Here is a 16,257-nt window from a genome sequence, read left to right on the forward strand (position 1 = left end):
TTGTGCAGAGGTTCGCGCCCGGGGCGATGGCCAGCCCCCAAAAGGCGCCGCCCCGACGCCAGGGGCGCCGGGGCGGCGATCAGGTCGATGCGGGCTGGCTCACGCGCCCCCCCGGGCGCGCAGCTCGCCCGAAGGCTGATTACGGGCGGTTGACGGCCGTCCAGGCGGCGTTGACCGCCGCCACTTCAGGCGAGCTCGCGCCGTACAGGTCGGTGGCGGCCTTGACGGTGTCCAGGCGGGCCTTGGCGAAGGTCTCGCTGGCGGTCATGTAGGTCGTCAGGGCGCGATACCAGATCTTGCCGGCCTTGTCGCGGCCAATGCCGGTGAGGGTCCCGTTGCCGGTGGCCACACGGGTGTTGCCCGAGACGCAGGTCTTCGACGGCGAGCCGTTGGTCGTGCCTTCGGCCAGCAGGTAGAAGAAGTGGTTGGCCACGCCCGACGAGTAGTGCACGTCGAGGTTGCCAACGCCGGAGTACCAGCAGTCGGCCGAGGCGCCGTCGCTGCTCGGGGTGATCATGTTGCGCAGCGGCGAGCTGGAGAGCTCTTCGCCGATCAGGTAGTCGCCCGGGTCGTTGGCGTTGTTCGCATAGAACTCGGCCATCGAGCCGAAGATGTCGGAGGTGCCTTCGTTCAGGCCGCCCGACTCACCCGAGTAGATCAGCGCGGCGGTGCGCGAGGTCACGCCGTGGGTCATTTCGTGGCCGGCCACGTCCAGCGAGACCAGCGGCGTGAAGAAGCTGCCGTCGCCGTAGGTCATGCAGAAGCAGCTGTCGCTCCAGAAGGCGTTGTCGTAGTTGCTGGAGTAGTGCACGCGCGAACGGGCGCCATTGCCATCGTTGGCGATGCCGTTGCGGCCATGGACGTTCTTGAAGTAGTCCCAGGTCACGTTCTGACCGTAGGCAGCGTCGGCGGCCACCGTCTCGTTGCTCGACTCGGAGTTGTTGCCCCAGACGTTGTTGGTGTCGACGAAGATCGTCTCGCTGCCGGTGGACTTCTTCATGTCCACGACGTAGTGCTTGCCGCGGGTCAGATCCTTCAGCTTGTACTTCGTGCCGGCGGCGTTCTTGTTGTCGTGCAGCGTCACGTCGCCCGAGTACAGCGTCTTGCCTTGGCCGACGTCATCGGCGGTGTGGATGTCGTCCCAGCGGTCGAGCACCTTGCCGTTGGCGCCCAGGATCACATGGTGTTCGCTGGGGGTGCCGTCGGCCTGCACGCCCTTGACGAGCACGTTCCAGGCGAGTTGCGGCTGGGTGTTGCGGGCGTAGATCACCAGTTGCTGGCTGTCGACGCGGCCGTCACGGTGCGGGAAGGCGGCCAGCGCCTTGGAAGCAGCGTCGCGCGAGGCCAGTTGCGGCTTCACGTCGACGGCGATGCGCGCCACTTGGGAGATGGAGACGTCCTTCAGCGCGCCGCTGGGCGACATGTGCACCACCAGGTCGCCGCCGATGACCGGCAGGCCACGGTACTGGCGCTGGAAGCGAACATGCTGCGAGCCGTCGGCATCGGCCATCAGGTCAGAGGCCTTGAAGGTGTCGGCGGAGGACACCTGGGCGACGGCGGCGGCTTCGCTCTTCAGGTGCGACAGGGCGCGTTGAACGGCGGGATGGTCGGCAGCGGGCGCGGCCTGGACGGCGAGGGACGCGAACGAGGCCAGGGCGGCCAGGGCGGCCTGATGGATCAACGTGAACTTTGTCATTGGTGTCTCCAACGGGTGATTGGGGTGGGGTAACCGCAGGGGCCGTCTCCGGTCGAAACGGCCCCGACGGACGCATCGGGCGCCGGTACAAGCGGGGGAACGGGCCCGATGCCGCATGCACTGTCACCGTCGTCACCAACCTGCAACCATCCCGAGAACTGGGGGGCGGGTTAACGCGCCTTCACGCGATTTACCGGGCGTCGAGGCCGTGAAAACGTCACGCAGCGACGCCGGCGCGTTGATGTTTGTTGATGGTCTGTGGACTTCTCGCCATGCCCCGGCGGCCGGTTGTTCGCCCGTTTGACACGGTCATGACACGGTCAAGCCTTCAGGTAGTCCATTTGGTGGCCCAACCAACGGGTCACATGCGCGTGGGCGGCCTGGGGATGTCGGTCCAGCAGGGCGGTCGCGTGCCGTCGCGCCTGCGTCAGCAGCGGCGCGTCTTCGTCCAGGTCGGCAAAGCGCAGCAGCGCATCGCCCGACTGCCGAGCGCCCATGAACTCGCCCGGGCCGCGAATCTCCAGATCGCGCCGCGCGATTTCGAAGCCATCGGTCGTCTCGGCCATCGCACGCAAACGCTGCTTGCCGGTGTCTGACAACGGTGTCGAATACAGCAGCACGCACACGCTGGCCACCTCGCCGCGGCCGACGCGGCCGCGCAGCTGATGCAACTGCGCCAGGCCAAAACGCTCGGCATGCTCGACCACCATCAGGCTGGCGTTGGGCACGTCCACGCCCACCTCGATCACCGTGGTGGCCACCAGCACCGACAGCTCACCGGCCTTAAAGCGCGCCATCACCGCGGCCTTCTCGGCGGGCTTGAGCCGCCCGTGGATCAGGCCCACCTCGACGCCGGGCAGCGCCTGGCTGAGTTGCGCGTGGGTCTCGGTGGCATTGCGCAGCTCGGCCAGCGGTTTGCCGCGGGCCGGCTTGGCGGGTGCCTCGCCGGTCTCTTCGGCCGCTTCGATGAGCGGGCAGACCCAGTAGACCTGCTTGCCCTGGGCCACCTCGTCGCGGATGCGTGCGATCAGCTCGTCGCGCCGGTTGTCGGCGATCAGCTTGGTGACGATGGGGGTGCGCCCGGGCGGCAGCTCGTCGATCGTCGAGACCTCCAGGTCGGCGAAGTAGGTCATCGCCAGCGTGCGGGGGATCGGCGTGGCGGTCATCATCAGCAGGTGGGGTTCCAGGGCGGGCCCTTCACGGGCAGCAGGGGCCTGGGCCGCCGCGTCCTCCTCGGGCGGTGCCTGCAGCTTGCGGCGCAGGGCCAGCCGTTGCGCCACGCCGAAGCGGTGCTGCTCGTCAACCACCGCCAGGCCCAGTCGGGCGAACTGCACGTCGTGCTGGATCACCGCATGGGTGCCCACCACCAGGGCCGCCTGCCCGCTGGCCACGGCGGCCAGGGCCTGCTCGCGCGCCTTGCCCCGCTTGCTGCCCGTCAACCAGGCGACGCGCACGCCCAGCGGCTCCAGCCATTGGACGAGCTTGGCGAAGTGCTGCTCGGCCAGGATCTCGGTGGGTGCCATCAGCGCGCACTGCCAGCCGGCGTCCATCGCCACCGCCGCGGCGAGTGCGGCCACCACCGTCTTGCCCGCGCCCACATCGCCTTGCAGCAGCCGGTGCATCGGTCGGCCGAGCGCCAGGTCGGCCGCGATCTCGCGCGACACGCGGGCCTGCGCGCCGGTGAGGCGAAAGGGCAGTGTGGCCATCAGCTTCGCGTGCAGGCCGTCCGGCCGCATGGCCAGCACCGGGGCCGACAGCAGCGCGCGCTCTCGGCGCGATTGGGCCTGCGCAACCTGCTGCGCCAGCAGTTCTTCGAACTTCAGCCGTTGCCAGGCCGGGTGGCTGTGGTCTTCGAGCGTGGCCAAGGCCGTCTGCGGCGGCGGGTGGTGCAGGAACTGCAGGGCCTCGCGAAGCGGGGGCAGGCCCGCCGGCACGACCCCCGCCGGCAGCACCTCGCGCAAGTCGGCGCGCTGCAGGCCCGAAGCCACCGCCTTGCGCAAGTAGGCCTGGGGCAAGCCGGCACTGCTGGGGTAGACCGGTGTCAGCTCTGCGGCCAGCGGGGTGTCGGGCTGCACCGCCTTGAACTGCGGGTGCACCATCTCGCGCCCGAAGAAACCGCCGCGCAGCTCGCCCCGCGCGCGGATGCGCTGGCCAGGCTGCAGCGTCTTCTGGTGCGAGGGATAGAAGTTCACGAAGCGCAGCACCAGCGGCTCGCCATCGGCATCGACCAGCCGTGCCACCAGTTGCCGCCGGGGGCGGAACTCGACATGGGCCTCCTGCACGATCGCCTCGACCTGCAGGGTGTCACCAGGCCGGGCATCGGCCAGTGGCGTCAATCGCGTCTCGTCTTCGTACCGAAGTGGCAGGTGCAAGGCCAGCGCGATCGGCGACGTGAGCCCCAGCGATTCCAAGGCCCGCGCCGGGCCGGATTTGGCGGCAGGGGCGGCGGGCTTGGTGGGCGTGGGGGGCATGCCCGAGATTGTCTCCGCGCGTCATGCGCGCTCACACGCCGCCGCGACCCCACGAGTGCGGCGCGCACGCGACAGACGGTGACCGCTGTTTGCGTCTGCTCACCAACCCTGAGGCCTGCGCAGCCGGATTGGCTGGACAATCCGCACGCGCCGTTTCCCGAATGCTTCTGCCATGCGTTTCGCCCTTCGCCTGCTTGTTCTGATCACCACCGTGCTGGGCCTGGGCGTTGCCTTCGCATGGGCCTGGGATCGCTCCGATGCGCGGGCCCAGGCCGGCGCCGCGCCCGCTGCGGCGCACGCGCAGGCCGAGCACCCGCGCTGATCCCCAGCGCCACAACGCCCCGGCGGCCCTGGGGAACTGAATCGCGCCGCGGTGGCCCAGGGCCTGTTCACACTATGCAGCCCCGTGCGAACGGGTTGTCCAGGGATGCAGGGCAAGGCGCCCGACGCCGCCCAGGCTGGTGCCTGGGCAAGTTGGGCAACGCCGCCATGCGCCCTGGACGGCCCGTTCCCGAAGGGTTGCCACCAGAACCAGCCGTCCGCGGCGTTGCAAAGCCTCGCCGGGGCACCACCCCGGCTTCGTTTTGCGCCTTGCGCTCGACCGGTTCTGGTGGCAACGCATCGGGGCTGCATAGTGTGAACAGGCCCCAAGACAGGCCTACCGCACATGAGGCTTTGGCGCCCCGGCGTGCGGCATGGAACAATCCGGCCACCGTGTTTGAAGGCCGGTGAAGCCTGCAAGCCCCATGTCCGAACAGAACCAGCGCACCTACACCCTCGCCGATTTCGATTTCACGCTGCCGTCCGAGCTGATCGCGCAGCACCCCAGTGCCGAACGCAGCGCCTCGCGCCTGCTCGATGGCCGGGGAGAGCGTCCGGTAGACCGCGTCTTCCGCGATCTGCCGGGCCTGTTGGCTCCGGGCGACCTGCTCGTCTTCAACGACACCCGCGTCATCAAGGCGCGCCTGTTCGGCGAGAAGCCCACCGGTGGCGCGGTGGAAGCGCTGATCGAGCGCATCGTGCCCGATGAGCCCGGCCAGCCACCGAACCAGGTGCTGGCGCACTTGAGGGCCAGCAAATCGCCCAAGGCGGGCAGCACGGTGCGATTTGGTGACCCGGCGCAGTTGGCGACCGTGGGTTTCGATGCCGAGGTGCTGGGCCGCGCCGGGCCCGACGATTCGTTGTTCCGCCTGCGTTTCCCGGCCCATCCGCTGGCCCTGCTGCAGGCCTTCGGCCATGTGCCGCTGCCGCCCTACATCACCCACGCCGACGAGGCGGACGACGAGCGCCGGTATCAAACCGTGTTCGCGCAGCGCCCCGGCGCGGTGGCGGCGCCGACCGCGTCGCTGCACTTCGACGAAGCCGTGCTGGCTGCGCTGCAGGCGCGCGGTGTCGAGCGCACCCACGTCACGCTGCATGTCGGCGCAGGCACCTTCCAGCCGGTGCGCAGTGAGAACCTGGCCGAGCACCGCATGCACAGCGAATGGTTCGAGGTGCCCGAGGACACGGTGGCCGCGGTGGCACGCGCCAAGGCGGCGGGCCGACGCGTGATCGCTGCCGGCACCACCACCTTGCGGGCCCTCGAATCGGCAGCCAAGCGGTCGCCGGGCCGTGGGCTCACCAGCGCCCAGCAGGGCGAGACGGACATCTTCATCACGCCCGGCTTCGATTTCGAGGTGGTCGACCGCCTGATCACCAACTTCCACCTGCCCAAGAGCACCTTGATGATGCTGGTCAGCGCCTTTGCCGGGCATGACCACGTGATGGCGCTGTACCGCCATGCCATCGAGGCGCGGTATCGCTTCTTCAGCTACGGTGATGCGATGCTGCTCGATTTGAAGGGCCGCTGAGGCTCACCGGCGCGCCCGATCGTCGGCCGCGCCGCTGAACTTCGACGGCCCCAACGCTTTCCCTTCCAACCCATGCTCCAGTTCGAACTTCTGGCCACCGAGGGCCTGGCCCGGCGCGGCCGTCTCACCCTGAACCACGGCGTGGTGCAGACGCCGATCTTCATGCCGGTGGGCACCTACGGCACCGTCAAGGGCGTGCTGCCGCGCTCGCTGCACGACATGAACGCCCAGATCATCCTGGGCAACACCTTCCACCTGTGGATGCGGCCGGGGCTGGACGTGATGCGTCACTTCGGCGGACTGCACGGCTTCGAGAACTGGCACAAGCCGATCCTCACCGACTCGGGCGGTTTCCAGGTGTGGTCACTGGGGGAGATGCGCAAGATCAGCGAAGAAGGCGTGAAGTTCGCGTCGCCGGTCAATGGCGACAAGCTGTTCCTGACGCCCGAGATCAGCATGCAGATCCAGACGGTGCTGAACTCGGACATCGTCATGCAGTTCGACGAGTGCACGCCGTACGAGACCAAGGGCCACCTCACCACCGAGGCCGAGGCCCGCCACTCGATGGAGCTGAGCCGCCGCTGGATGAAGCGCTGCATGGCCGAATTCGAGCGCCTGCAGAACCCGAATGCGCTGTTCGGCATCGTGCAGGGCGGCATGTTCGAGCACCTGCGGCAAGAGTCGTTGGAGGCGCTGGTCGAGCTGGACCTGCCCGGCTATGCCGTCGGCGGCGTCTCGGTGGGCGAGCCGAAGGAAGACATGCTGCGCATCATGGCCCACACGCCGCACCGGCTGCCGGCGCACAAGCCACGCTACCTCATGGGCGTGGGCACGCCCGAAGACCTGGTCGAAGGCGTGTCATGCGGCGTGGACATGTTCGACTGCGTGATGCCGACCCGCAACGCGCGCAACGGCCACCTGTTCACCCGCTTCGGCGACCTGAAGATCCGCAACGCCCGCCACAAGAGTGACGAGCGGCCGATCGACGAAACCTGCCGCTGCTACACCTGCGCCGGCGATGGCCAGGGCCACGGCGGTTTCAGCCGCGCCTACCTGCACCACCTGGAGCGCTGTGGCGAAATGCTGGCGCCGATGCTGGCCACCATCCATAACCTGCACTACTACCTGCAACTGATGCAGGAAGTGCGCGACGCCCTCGACGTGGGCCAGTTCGCGGCCTTCCGCGCCCGCTTCGCCGCGGATCGGGCGCGCGGCGTCTGACGGCTCTGATACCGTTGGCGCGTGTTGCGCCTGTTGATGAGGGCCCTGGCCTGGCCGTTCAAGTGGTTGCTGGCCCTGTTGATCCTCTTCGAGGAATGGGGCTGGGAGCCGCTGCAGCGCGGCCTCGCACGCATCGGCCGCTCGCCCGGCCTGCGCTGGATCGAAGCGTGGGTCCGCCGGCTGCCGCCCTATGGCGCGCTCGCACTCTTCGCGCTGCCGGCGCTCGCCCTGCTGCCCATCAAGATCCTTGCCCTCTGGCTGATCGGACTGGGTCGCGTGGTGCTGGGCACCACCGTCATCCTGCTGACCAAGCTGGTCGGCACGGCAGTGCTCGCGCGTCTGTTCACGCTGACCCAGCCGGCGCTCATGCAGCTGGGCTGGTTCGCCCGCGCCTATGGCCGCTGGTCGCGCTGGAAGCAGGGCCTGCTGGCGTGGGTGCGGGCGTCGGCCATGTGGCGAACGGCCCGATTCTGGCGCCTGAGTCTGCGGCGCCGCTGGCGTGCCCAGATGCGGCGCTGGCGGCCCGGGCAGCCGCGCCGGGCGTCCCGCCGCCAGCGGGGCGCTGATGTCTGACGCTTCAAGCCTCGGCGGCCCCTTGCCGGCCATCGACACCGCGCTGCGCGGGGCCCTGGTCGCGCTGCTCGCCCTGCTGGCCGTCGCCTTGTGGCGCGACCGGCCGCGCACGGTGGCCGCCCAGGCCGCGGTGGCGTTGGCGCTCGGCCTGGGTCTGGCGACGCTGGGCACCGCGCCGGCCTGGGCGTCGGGCATGGATCCGGCCCGGTTGGCGCCGTGGGTCGGGCTGTCGATGGGCAATGCGGTGCTGTTCGCCCTGTTTGCCCGGGCGCTCTTCAACGATGCGGCGCGCTGGCGGCCTTGGCAGGCGGCCGTCTGGCTCACGGTGACGGGGCTGGGTGCCGCGCGCTGCGCCGGCCAGTGGACGCCCGGTGCCACGCCGCCGGGCGCTTGGGTGGCCGGCCTGAGCGCTGTGCTGGACTTGGTGCCCCTCGCCTGCACCGCTTGGGTTGTGGGCGAAGCGATCGCTCACTGGCGCGGCGACCTGGTCGAGCGGCGCCGCCGGCTGCGCTGGTTCGTGTCGGTGGCGGGCAGCGCCGACATGCTGTTGACGATGGGCGTGCGGGGCCTGTCGCCGCACGGGCGCCTGCCGCCTGCATGGTCCACCGTCGAGGTCGGCCTGCAGCTGGCGGTGGCGGCGGTGCTGGCGATCGGCCTGCTGCGGGTGCGCCGGACCGAGTTGTTCCCGTCGGGCGCGTCTGCGCTCGGGCCCGCGCCCCTCTCGGCGGATGGGCTGGCACTGGCGCATGCCCCGGCGTCCCCCGCCGCTCGCGTGCCCGCGGCCGAACCCGAACCCGCGCCCGTGCCCGCACCGGCGCACGCGGCCGGGCAGGCCCTCGAGCATGCATCGGCCGACACCGCCGAGGCCGTGCGGTCCGGCCAGGCGGCCCCCGCGCCGCATGACGAGGCTGACCGCGAGCTGGCCACGGCGCTCGAACGGCTCATGGCCAAAGAGCAGGTCTATCGGGAAGAGGGTCTGACCGTCGCCGGCCTGGCGCAGCGGTTGGCGGTGCCGGAATACCGCCTGCGCCGGGTCATCCACCAGCGCCTGGGTCACCGCCACTTCAACGCCTACCTCAATGGCTTGCGCCTGTCCGATGCGCAGGAGGCGCTGGCTGATCCGGCGCGCCGCAGCCTGCCGGTGCTGACGATCGCGCTGGACGCCGGCTTCCAGTCGATCGGCCCGTTCAACCGCGCGTTCAAGGCCGCCACCGGCCTGACGCCCACCGAATTCCGCCAACGCGCCCTGGCCGAAACCTGAAATCCCTGGCCGATTGCAGCAATCGGCCAATGGCTTTCGGCTTCCGGCCAGACGGTGGGGGGTCGACTCGACACCATGCGGCGCGAACGGGGGCCGTCGCTCCCGGTGTGGAGTGATGGCCCGTGTCTTTTGTTTTCGATCGATGGAACGTGGTGCCCGCGTGGGGGCCTGCTTGGGTGCTGGTGGCGTGCGGCCTGTCCGGCTGCGCCGATCTGCCGCCAGTGCGCGCGGTGCGCATCGCCACCGCCAGCGCGAGCGAGGTGATGTGCAACGCGGCCTTCGTCCAGCACATCGACCCGCAACGGGCCTTTGACGACGAATTGCGCCCCGCCACCGGGATGGGCCTGATCGCCTGGGGCCTGCGCAGCGAGGTGGACGACCGCCGCCGCGAAGTGCGAACCACCTTCGCCGGTCACGCACTGGGCCGGGCCGCCTGGCGCGACGGGGGCGGTTGCACGGTGATGCATGGCGAGGGCGACCTGCCTCCGCTCGCGGCCTCGCCCAGGTCGGACCTGCCCGATCCGTTCCCGGGCCTGGCGGTGCCGGCGCCGATGGCAGCCACCGACCTCCGCCTGGCCGCCGCGGTCGATGCCGCCTTTGCCGAAGAGCCGGGAGCCACGCCGCGCCGCACTCAGGCGGTGCTGGTGGTTCAGCACGGCCGCATCCTGGCCGAGCGATACGCCAGCGACATCCCGCCGGACACGCCGCTCGCCGGCCACTCGATCAGCAAATCGGTCACCCATGCGCTCATTGGCATCCTGTCGGCACAGGGGCGGCTCGATCCGACGGCGCCGTTGGCGTTGCCGGCCTGGTCCGCGCCGGGTGACCCCCGCGCCGCGATCACGCCCAACCTGCTGCTGGCCAACGCCAGCGGCCTGCCGTGGGACGAAGACAGCCGCGGCTGGGATGGCGCCACCCGCATGTGGCACATCGAGCCCGATCCGGCCTCATTCGCGCTGAACATGCCGGCCGAGACCGCGCCGGGCACCCACTTCGCCTACAGCAACGCGGGGTGGACGGTGCTGTCTCGGGTCTTGCGCGATCTGAACGGCGGCACCGGCGAGGGCTTCAACGCCTTTGCCGAGCGTGAGCTGCTCGGACCGCTGGGCATGCGCCACACCGTGTTGACGCTGGACGCCACCGACACGCCCCTGGGCGCCAATCTTTTCCATGCCAGTGCACGCGACTGGGCCCGCTTCGGCCTGCTGTACCTGAGCGACGGCGTTGTCCAGGGCCGCCGCCTGCTGCCGGAAGGTTGGGTGCGCGAGGCACGTACGCCAACGCTGGACGCGGGCTACGGCCGCGGCTTCTGGCTCAACCACCGACACGACGCCCATCCGCTGCCCGGGCGCTGGGGGCTGCCGCACGCGCCGGCCGAGGCCTTCTTCGCACGCGGCTACCTGGGCCAGTTCATCGTCATCGTGCCCAGCCTCGACCTGGTGGTGGTTCGCCTGGGCATCAGCTACCGCCCGGGCGGCGACGTCGACACGGTGGGCCGGCTGGTGGCACAGGTGGTCCAGCGGCTGCGCGAAGCTGGCCACGTCGGCTCGGCCGGCGAGGGCGCCCGCTGATGGGATCTCGGCGCCGACCGGGGCGTCCCGCGGCGCGGCCTCATCCGAGAGCCATCACGCCAGCGCCGGCGCGGCTTCCCGGCCGGACGGGGCCTGCGTGGCGTTGGCGCTCGAACCGTCGTCCATCCCCGTCTGCAGCCAGTCGTTCAGGTCGTCCACCGTCCAGCCGTGGCGGTCCATCAGGTGGCGCGCCAACAGCCAGTGCGCGGCGCGCGCCGCCTCGAAGGGCCCGAAGTTGGCCACGTACAGCGCCAGCATCTTCACGTCCTGATCGAGCGGGTTGCCGTTGCCCACTTCCGGGTCGAACCAGACGAGGTAGTCGTTCGAGCTGTGGTGGATGAACTCGCCGGTGGGCAGGCGCCGGCACAGTGCCTCGTACTGCTGCGTCTGCAAAATCCACGCGTGCCAGACCTCGTCGATCTCGCGCGACACCGGGATCGCCCCGGTGCACTCGTGCGCGATGAACAGGAAACGCAGGGTTTCTTCGAGGCGCAGCCGCAACTCCGCGGCCGGCAGCGACGCGAACTTGCGCTCGAAGTAGCACCGCATCGGCGCGTCCAGCAGGCTGTCGAGCAGCACGCGCTTCGTTGCCATCACGCCACCGCCGTCGCGGCCGACCGTCACTCGCCCAGGCCCGGCAAGCCCGGCTGTTCGATGCGAAGACGGGCGTTGGGGCAGCAGGTGCCGCCGTCCGGCTTGCAGCAGCCGTCGCGTGCCACACGGGCCAGCACACCGCGTTGCACCAGGTGCTCGAGCGCGTCATCGCTGACCACGCGAACACGCTTGGTCAGCTCCTGCATCAGGCCCTCGAGCCGCATCTGCGTGATGGTCTCGAAGGACTGCAGCCGCGCGGTGAGTTTGTCGTCGTTCATCATCAGGCTCCCTGGTACCGGTGGATCGGATCGGCCGGCGCGAGTGCGCGGACCGTGGCCACAAGGTACGCCGAGCCTCGCGGGCTCGCATCCTGAAGTCTGGGGACGGGTTCGCTGACGCCGTGTGAACTAAGGCCTGCCGAGCGACACCACCGGTTCGAAGCCGCCGAAGACCATCCGCTTGCCGTCGAAGGGCATCGGGTTCTTCGCCGGGTCCCAGCGTGGGTCGTTTTTCATCTTCTCGCCCATTTGCGCCATGGCTTGGTCGCGGGTGGGCTTGTCGGGCCATTCGATCCACGAGAAGCACACCGATTCGTCGTCTTGCGCGTTCACTGCGCGCCAGAAGTCGGTGACCTGGCCCTTGGGGACGTCGTCGCTCCAGCATTCGAGGATGCGTTGGGCGCCCATCTCGATGAAGAGCGCGTCGAAATGCTGTGCGTGCTCAATGAACTGCTGCTTGTTCGCCGTGGGAACGGCGATCACGAATCCGTCGATGTAGGCCATGAAGACTCTCCGGTGAGGGGGTGACGTGGGTCTGGCCCGACGCGGCAATCACCGTGCCGTGGCCCCTCGCGACCCCCCACGTGCGCCCCCACGTGCGGGCGCCGACGCGGCGTGGTGTCGTCGACCTCGGCCCAGCGCAACCGGGCCTCCTGCACGATGTCTTCGGCATCGGCCTGCGAACCCAGCCTGCGGCAGGCCCGGGCGCGCAGGCGGCGCGATCAGGGGAAATCCGTCACCGTCGGCGTGCCCTGTGCGTTGCAGACCGTCTGGGCGCCGGTGTTGTTGATCACGTGCACGATGCCGCCGTTGCTGCCCAGGCAGACGCTGATCATGTTGTGGAAGCGCACGTTGCTGTTCACCGGCACCTCGATGGCGCGGTCCAGGAAGATGCCCGCGTTGGTGAACACGCTGTAGACGCCCAGCCCCCAAGCCTCGTGGCTGGTCACGTTGTCGCTCACCTTGTACGAGGCGTAGCCGCGGCCGGTGGCGCTGTTCCAGGCCGATTGGCTGGGCGGGTCGTACGGGATCTCGGACTGGTAGAAGTACACCCGGCCGCCGTTGCCGTTCCACACCACCTGGTGCTTCTGGAAGTGCTCGGCGAATAGGCCGTAGATCGTCACGTTCTGGCCATTGACCCACAGGCCATTCGCCGACGGGTTGTCGTTCCAGCCCACGCCGTCGCCATGGTCGGCGCGCCACAGCCAGGTGTGGTCGACGATCGTGTGGTTGGCGTTGATGCTCAGTGCGATGCCCACGCGGCCCGCCGCGGCGCCACCGATGCGGAAGAACACATCGTGCAGCACGGTGGGGTTGGCCGAATGGTCAGCCACCGATCCCGGCGGGCCCACCTCCAGCAACACGCCCGATTCGGTGGCACCGGCGTCAAAGAACAGTCCGGAGATCGTCACGCCGTGCACATCAGCCGTCTTCATCAGCGGCTTGCCGTTGTCCGAGCGCAGGGTCGGGAAGCCGATGCCGAGGATCACCGTCTTCGCGTTGTTGACCTGCAGCGTGTCATTCAGCACGTAGACGCCGGGCGTGAAGAGCAGGTGCTTGCCGGCGGCCAGCTTGGCGTTCAGCGTCGCGGCGCTGTCGGCCGGCTTGGCGATGTAGAAGTTCTTCAGCGGGATGGTCTTGCCAGCCCCCGCGCCATTGGCCCAGCTGATGCCAGCGCTGTTGGTGCGAAGCGAGGGCACCCGCACCGCCCATTTGCCCTTGGCGTTGATGAACAGGTAGGGCTTCTCGCGCACCACCGGCGTCTGGGCGATCTTGGTGTAGCGCTGGCCCGGTGTCGGGAAGCTGCCGGCCGGCGGGTTGGGCACGCCGACGAAGACCATGTTCCAGTTCGAGCCGATCCAGCTGCCCCACTGGGTGTTGCGCGAGATCCATTGCTGCTGGCTCGCCGAATTCACCTGGCCATCGACCAGCACATCCGAGAACCAGCCTCCGCTGGCCCAGCCGTTGTTCTGGTTCAGCTTCATGTTGCCCTTCACGTGCATGCGCCGGAAGGGAATCGCCTGGGAGACGGCCCACTGCATCGTGTTGTTGCCGATGCCCAGGCTCGGCGTCACCGAGAAGTTCTCGGCGCCGCGCCAGAAGTTCTGCGTGGCGTTGTCGCCGCCCAGGAAGGCGCTGGAGCGCAGGTCTCCGTTGACATGCACGTCGTCGGGGCTCGCCCCCAGGCCGAGCACCTGGGTGTAGAAGCCCACCGGGATGCGCAGGCCCTCGTAGTTGCCGGGCATCAGCAGGATGGCGTCGCGCCGCGAGCCGAAGTGGTTGGGCTGCTGCGCGCTGTAGATGCTGTCGATCAGGCCCTGCAGGTTGGGCGTGGTGGGGCTCACGATGTGGGCGTTGGGGCCCAGGTCGGGTGCGCCATCGGGCGGCTCGCCGGTGCCGTCGGTGAGCGTGAACTGCTCCCAGCCCTGCACGGTGGTGCGGTTGGCCACCAGGGCGCCGCCGTTGTTCAGGTCGGCCGACACGTACATCTGGTTGGCCTCTGCGCGCAGGGCCACCGTGCCGTTGGACTGGGGCACGAGCGTGAACTGCTCCCAGGTGCCGATCGAGGTGCGGTTGGCGATCAACCGGCCGGTGTTCGGCGAGGCCAGGCCGATGTCCGCGGACACGATGTTGCCGCTGACCGTGGCCTTGAGCGAGACCGTGCCGTTGGCGTTGTCGATGATCTCGAACTCTTCCCACGCGCCGGGTGCCGCGGCATTGGCCATCAGGTAGGAGGTGCCGGTGGCGGTCGCGCTCACGTACTGGTTGTTCGCGGCAGCGCGCAAGGTGGCCGCCTGGGTGGTGGTCGGCAGGCCGAACAGGCTGCAGGCCGCGCCCCAACCGGCGATGGACAAGGCGGGCAAGGCCCGCACGGCGGTGCGAGACCAGCGACCCAGAAAACTCAACATGGGCGGCATCTCCTCAATGCGTCGGATGGCATGGAATGGGCGGCAACCGAAGTGCCACGCAAATTGGAACCGGTTCCCAATTCGGTGCCAATACGTGTTTGCAACGAGTCGCCGCCGTGAGGCCGAGCGCCTTCACCCGGGTTCACCGCGGTTTCACCGGGGTGGCGCCGGGCCTTGCGGGAGAGATCCTGCCGAAGGGTGTAGCAACCGGTTGCACTTTGCCGGCGCGCGCCGTGCCGTGCCCTCAGCTCGGCACGTGCACCGTGGCCTTGATGTGCTTCAGGTTCGTCACGATGGTGAAGCTCATCAGCACGAGCAGCGACCAGGCGCTCCACTTGGTGACGTGCACCGCGGCCCAGGCGCCCAGCTGGTGCGGGTAGGCCCACAGGCCGAAGAAGGTGCCGATGTTTTCCGCCAGCCAGATGAAGAAGCCGACCAACACCAGGCCGAGCGCCAGTGGCATGCGCCGGTCGCGGCGCAGCGGGCGGAACACGATCTGCGATCGGGCGTACAGGCCGATCGCACCGGCCGCCAGGTACCAGCGGTAGTCGCCGATGAAGTGGTGGGTGAAGAAGTTGAGGTAGATCGCCGTAGCGATCAGCCCGGCCATCCAGTACGGTGGGTGGTGCTCGATGCGCAGATCGAGCAGCCGCCAAGCCTGGATGATGTAGCTGCCGACCGCCGCGTACATGAAGCCCGAAAACAGCGGCACGCCGAACACCTTGGTGTACGCCGCATCGGGATACGACCACGATTGGATGCCGCTGGAAGTCTTGAACACCTCGAGCGCAAAGCCCAGCACGTGGAACAGGCCGATGGCCTTCAGCTCGTCGAAGGTCTCGCGGCCCGACCAGACCAGCCCCGCCTGGATCGCCAGCGCGATGACCAGCAATGCGTCGTAGCGCGGCAAGCCCAGCACGCCGCTGCGGGGCACCAGCAGCACCGAGGCGAAGAACAGGCCCGCGAAGAGGCAGGCGCTGGCTTCCTTTTGCACGAAGTGGAAGAACTCGATGGCGAAGTCGCGCAGACCCGGCGTGGGCGCCATGCCGGCCGTCTGCGCCCGGGCGAACTCAGGCATGCGGCGATTGTCGGTGTTGCACCGGGCGCCTCCTTCAGCCCACCGGCGGCTTGCCGCCTGAGCGCACCCAGGTGCCCAGATCGACGAGCTCATGGGCCAGGGGCCCACTGCGCCAACGCTGGAGCGCCCGATCGGCGCCGCCTTGCCGATAGGCTTGGCGGATCTGTTCGATCTCTGACGCGCGTGCGGCCCATTCGTCTGCCGATGGTGCCCGACGAAGCGGGGTGTGGATGGGGGGCATCTGCTGCAGCCACTGTCGCAGGCGGCCCAGCAGGCCCAGCGCGTCCTGTACCTCTGCCGGTACGGGTTCACCGGCGCAACCGGCCAACGCCAGGTCGATCACCGAGGTGCCATGCGGCAGATGGGCACGCCGGCGCCGAAGGTGGGGGGCATAAGCCGCCTGTGGTGCCAACGCCGCCAGCCAGGCGCCCCAGTTCGCTTCGCGCCAGCTGAAAGCGAAGAGCAGATCCTGAAGCAGGTCCTCGTCCAGCATGCCGGTGGCGCGCCGAAAGACGTACAGCGAGTCCAGCGGCGCGCACATCACCATCGGGTACTCGCCGAGGTACTTCTCGTAGCCCTGCACACTGGCGCACAGCGACTGCAGCTGCCGCGTGATCGATTTGTTCGACAGCCCGAGGTAGAAGGGCCCCAGGCGATCCATCAGGTGCACGGTGTCCCGGGGCCAGTAGTGGGGCCAGTGTTGGGGGTTGTTGTGGGGCATGTGGCGCGGCGAGTGCCCTTCGTCCGACATGGTG

General features: G+C 69.2%; 15 protein-coding genes. 6 read left to right on the forward strand and 9 right to left on the reverse strand.

Annotated features, from left to right (window positions below):
* Positions 1-139 precede the first annotated feature (139 nt).
* Together AACH06_RS09825 and recG are read right to left on the reverse strand one after the other, a co-directional pair.
* Positions 140-1,696, reverse strand: coding sequence for a M4 family metallopeptidase (locus AACH06_RS09825; protein ID WP_341425475.1), 1,557 nt, complete (start codon positions 1,694-1,696; stop codon positions 140-142).
* A 320-nt stretch (positions 1,697-2,016) separates the two neighbouring features.
* Positions 2,017-4,167, reverse strand: coding sequence for an ATP-dependent DNA helicase RecG (recG, locus tag AACH06_RS09830; RefSeq protein ID WP_341425476.1), 2,151 nt, complete (start codon positions 4,165-4,167; stop codon positions 2,017-2,019).
* Between the two features lie 172 nt (positions 4,168-4,339).
* On the opposite strand from recG, the gene AACH06_RS09835 reads away from it, so the two are divergent.
* From AACH06_RS09835 to AACH06_RS09860, 6 genes are all read left to right on the forward strand, one after another.
* Positions 4,340-4,489 carry a hypothetical protein gene (locus AACH06_RS09835; RefSeq protein ID WP_341425477.1) on the forward strand — a complete coding sequence of 50 codons (150 nt, stop codon included), beginning with the start codon at positions 4,340-4,342 and terminating at the stop codon, positions 4,487-4,489.
* 424 nt (positions 4,490-4,913) lie between these two features.
* The gene (queA, locus tag AACH06_RS09840; protein WP_341425478.1) at positions 4,914-6,017 is read left to right on the forward strand and encodes a tRNA preQ1(34) S-adenosylmethionine ribosyltransferase-isomerase QueA; all 1,104 of its coding nucleotides are present in this window, start codon (positions 4,914-4,916) and stop codon (positions 6,015-6,017) included.
* A gap of 72 nt (positions 6,018-6,089) precedes the next feature.
* Positions 6,090-7,238, forward strand: coding sequence for a tRNA guanosine(34) transglycosylase Tgt (gene tgt / locus AACH06_RS09845; protein WP_341425479.1), 1,149 nt, complete (start codon positions 6,090-6,092; stop codon positions 7,236-7,238).
* A 21-nt stretch (positions 7,239-7,259) separates the two neighbouring features.
* The gene (locus AACH06_RS09850; protein ID WP_341425480.1) at positions 7,260-7,811 is read left to right on the forward strand and encodes a hypothetical protein; all 552 of its coding nucleotides are present in this window, start codon (positions 7,260-7,262) and stop codon (positions 7,809-7,811) included.
* Complete coding sequence (locus AACH06_RS09855; protein ID WP_341425481.1) at positions 7,804-9,072, forward strand: helix-turn-helix domain-containing protein; 1,269 nt, start codon at positions 7,804-7,806, stop codon at positions 9,070-9,072. The genes AACH06_RS09850 and AACH06_RS09855 overlap by 8 nt, the downstream gene beginning before the upstream one ends.
* A 122-nt stretch (positions 9,073-9,194) precedes the next feature.
* A complete protein-coding gene (locus AACH06_RS09860) occupies positions 9,195-10,643 on the forward strand; it encodes a serine hydrolase domain-containing protein (protein ID WP_341425482.1) in 1,449 nt (482 codons plus the stop codon).
* 54 nt (positions 10,644-10,697) lie between these two features.
* On the opposite strand, the gene AACH06_RS09865 is transcribed toward AACH06_RS09860, so the two are convergent.
* The 7 genes from AACH06_RS09865 to AACH06_RS09895 all read right to left on the reverse strand — a co-directional run bounded on the left by AACH06_RS09865 (position 10,698) and on the right by AACH06_RS09895 (position 16,253).
* A complete protein-coding gene (locus AACH06_RS09865) occupies positions 10,698-11,237 on the reverse strand; it encodes a hypothetical protein (protein WP_341425483.1) in 540 nt (179 codons plus the stop codon).
* A 26-nt stretch (positions 11,238-11,263) separates the two neighbouring features.
* A complete protein-coding gene (locus tag AACH06_RS09870) occupies positions 11,264-11,515 on the reverse strand; it encodes a hypothetical protein (RefSeq protein ID WP_341425484.1) in 252 nt (83 codons plus the stop codon).
* A 129-nt stretch (positions 11,516-11,644) separates the two neighbouring features.
* Positions 11,645-12,019 carry a DUF1428 domain-containing protein gene (locus AACH06_RS09875; protein WP_341425485.1) on the reverse strand — a complete coding sequence of 125 codons (375 nt, stop codon included), beginning with the start codon at positions 12,017-12,019 and terminating at the stop codon, positions 11,645-11,647.
* Complete coding sequence (locus tag AACH06_RS30165) at positions 11,995-12,228, reverse strand: hypothetical protein (RefSeq protein ID WP_423222006.1); 234 nt, start codon at positions 12,226-12,228, stop codon at positions 11,995-11,997. Before AACH06_RS30165 ends, AACH06_RS09875 begins: the two co-directional genes overlap by 25 nt.
* A 9-nt stretch (positions 12,229-12,237) precedes the next feature.
* Entirely contained in the window at positions 12,238-14,424 is a 2,187-nt protein-coding gene (locus AACH06_RS09885; RefSeq protein WP_341425486.1) for a coagulation factor 5/8 type domain-containing protein, read from the reverse strand.
* A 244-nt stretch (positions 14,425-14,668) separates the two neighbouring features.
* Positions 14,669-15,502 carry a DUF817 domain-containing protein gene (locus tag AACH06_RS09890; protein ID WP_423222001.1) on the reverse strand — a complete coding sequence of 278 codons (834 nt, stop codon included), beginning with the start codon at positions 15,500-15,502 and terminating at the stop codon, positions 14,669-14,671.
* A 34-nt stretch (positions 15,503-15,536) separates the two neighbouring features.
* Positions 15,537-16,253, reverse strand: coding sequence for a hypothetical protein (locus AACH06_RS09895; protein ID WP_341425487.1), 717 nt, complete (start codon positions 16,251-16,253; stop codon positions 15,537-15,539).
* Between the last annotated feature and the right edge of the window lie 4 nt (positions 16,254-16,257).

The organism is Ideonella lacteola (assembly GCF_038066555.1).
In the GTDB taxonomy this organism is placed as follows: domain Bacteria; phylum Pseudomonadota; class Gammaproteobacteria; order Burkholderiales; family Burkholderiaceae_C; genus Ideonella; species Ideonella lacteola.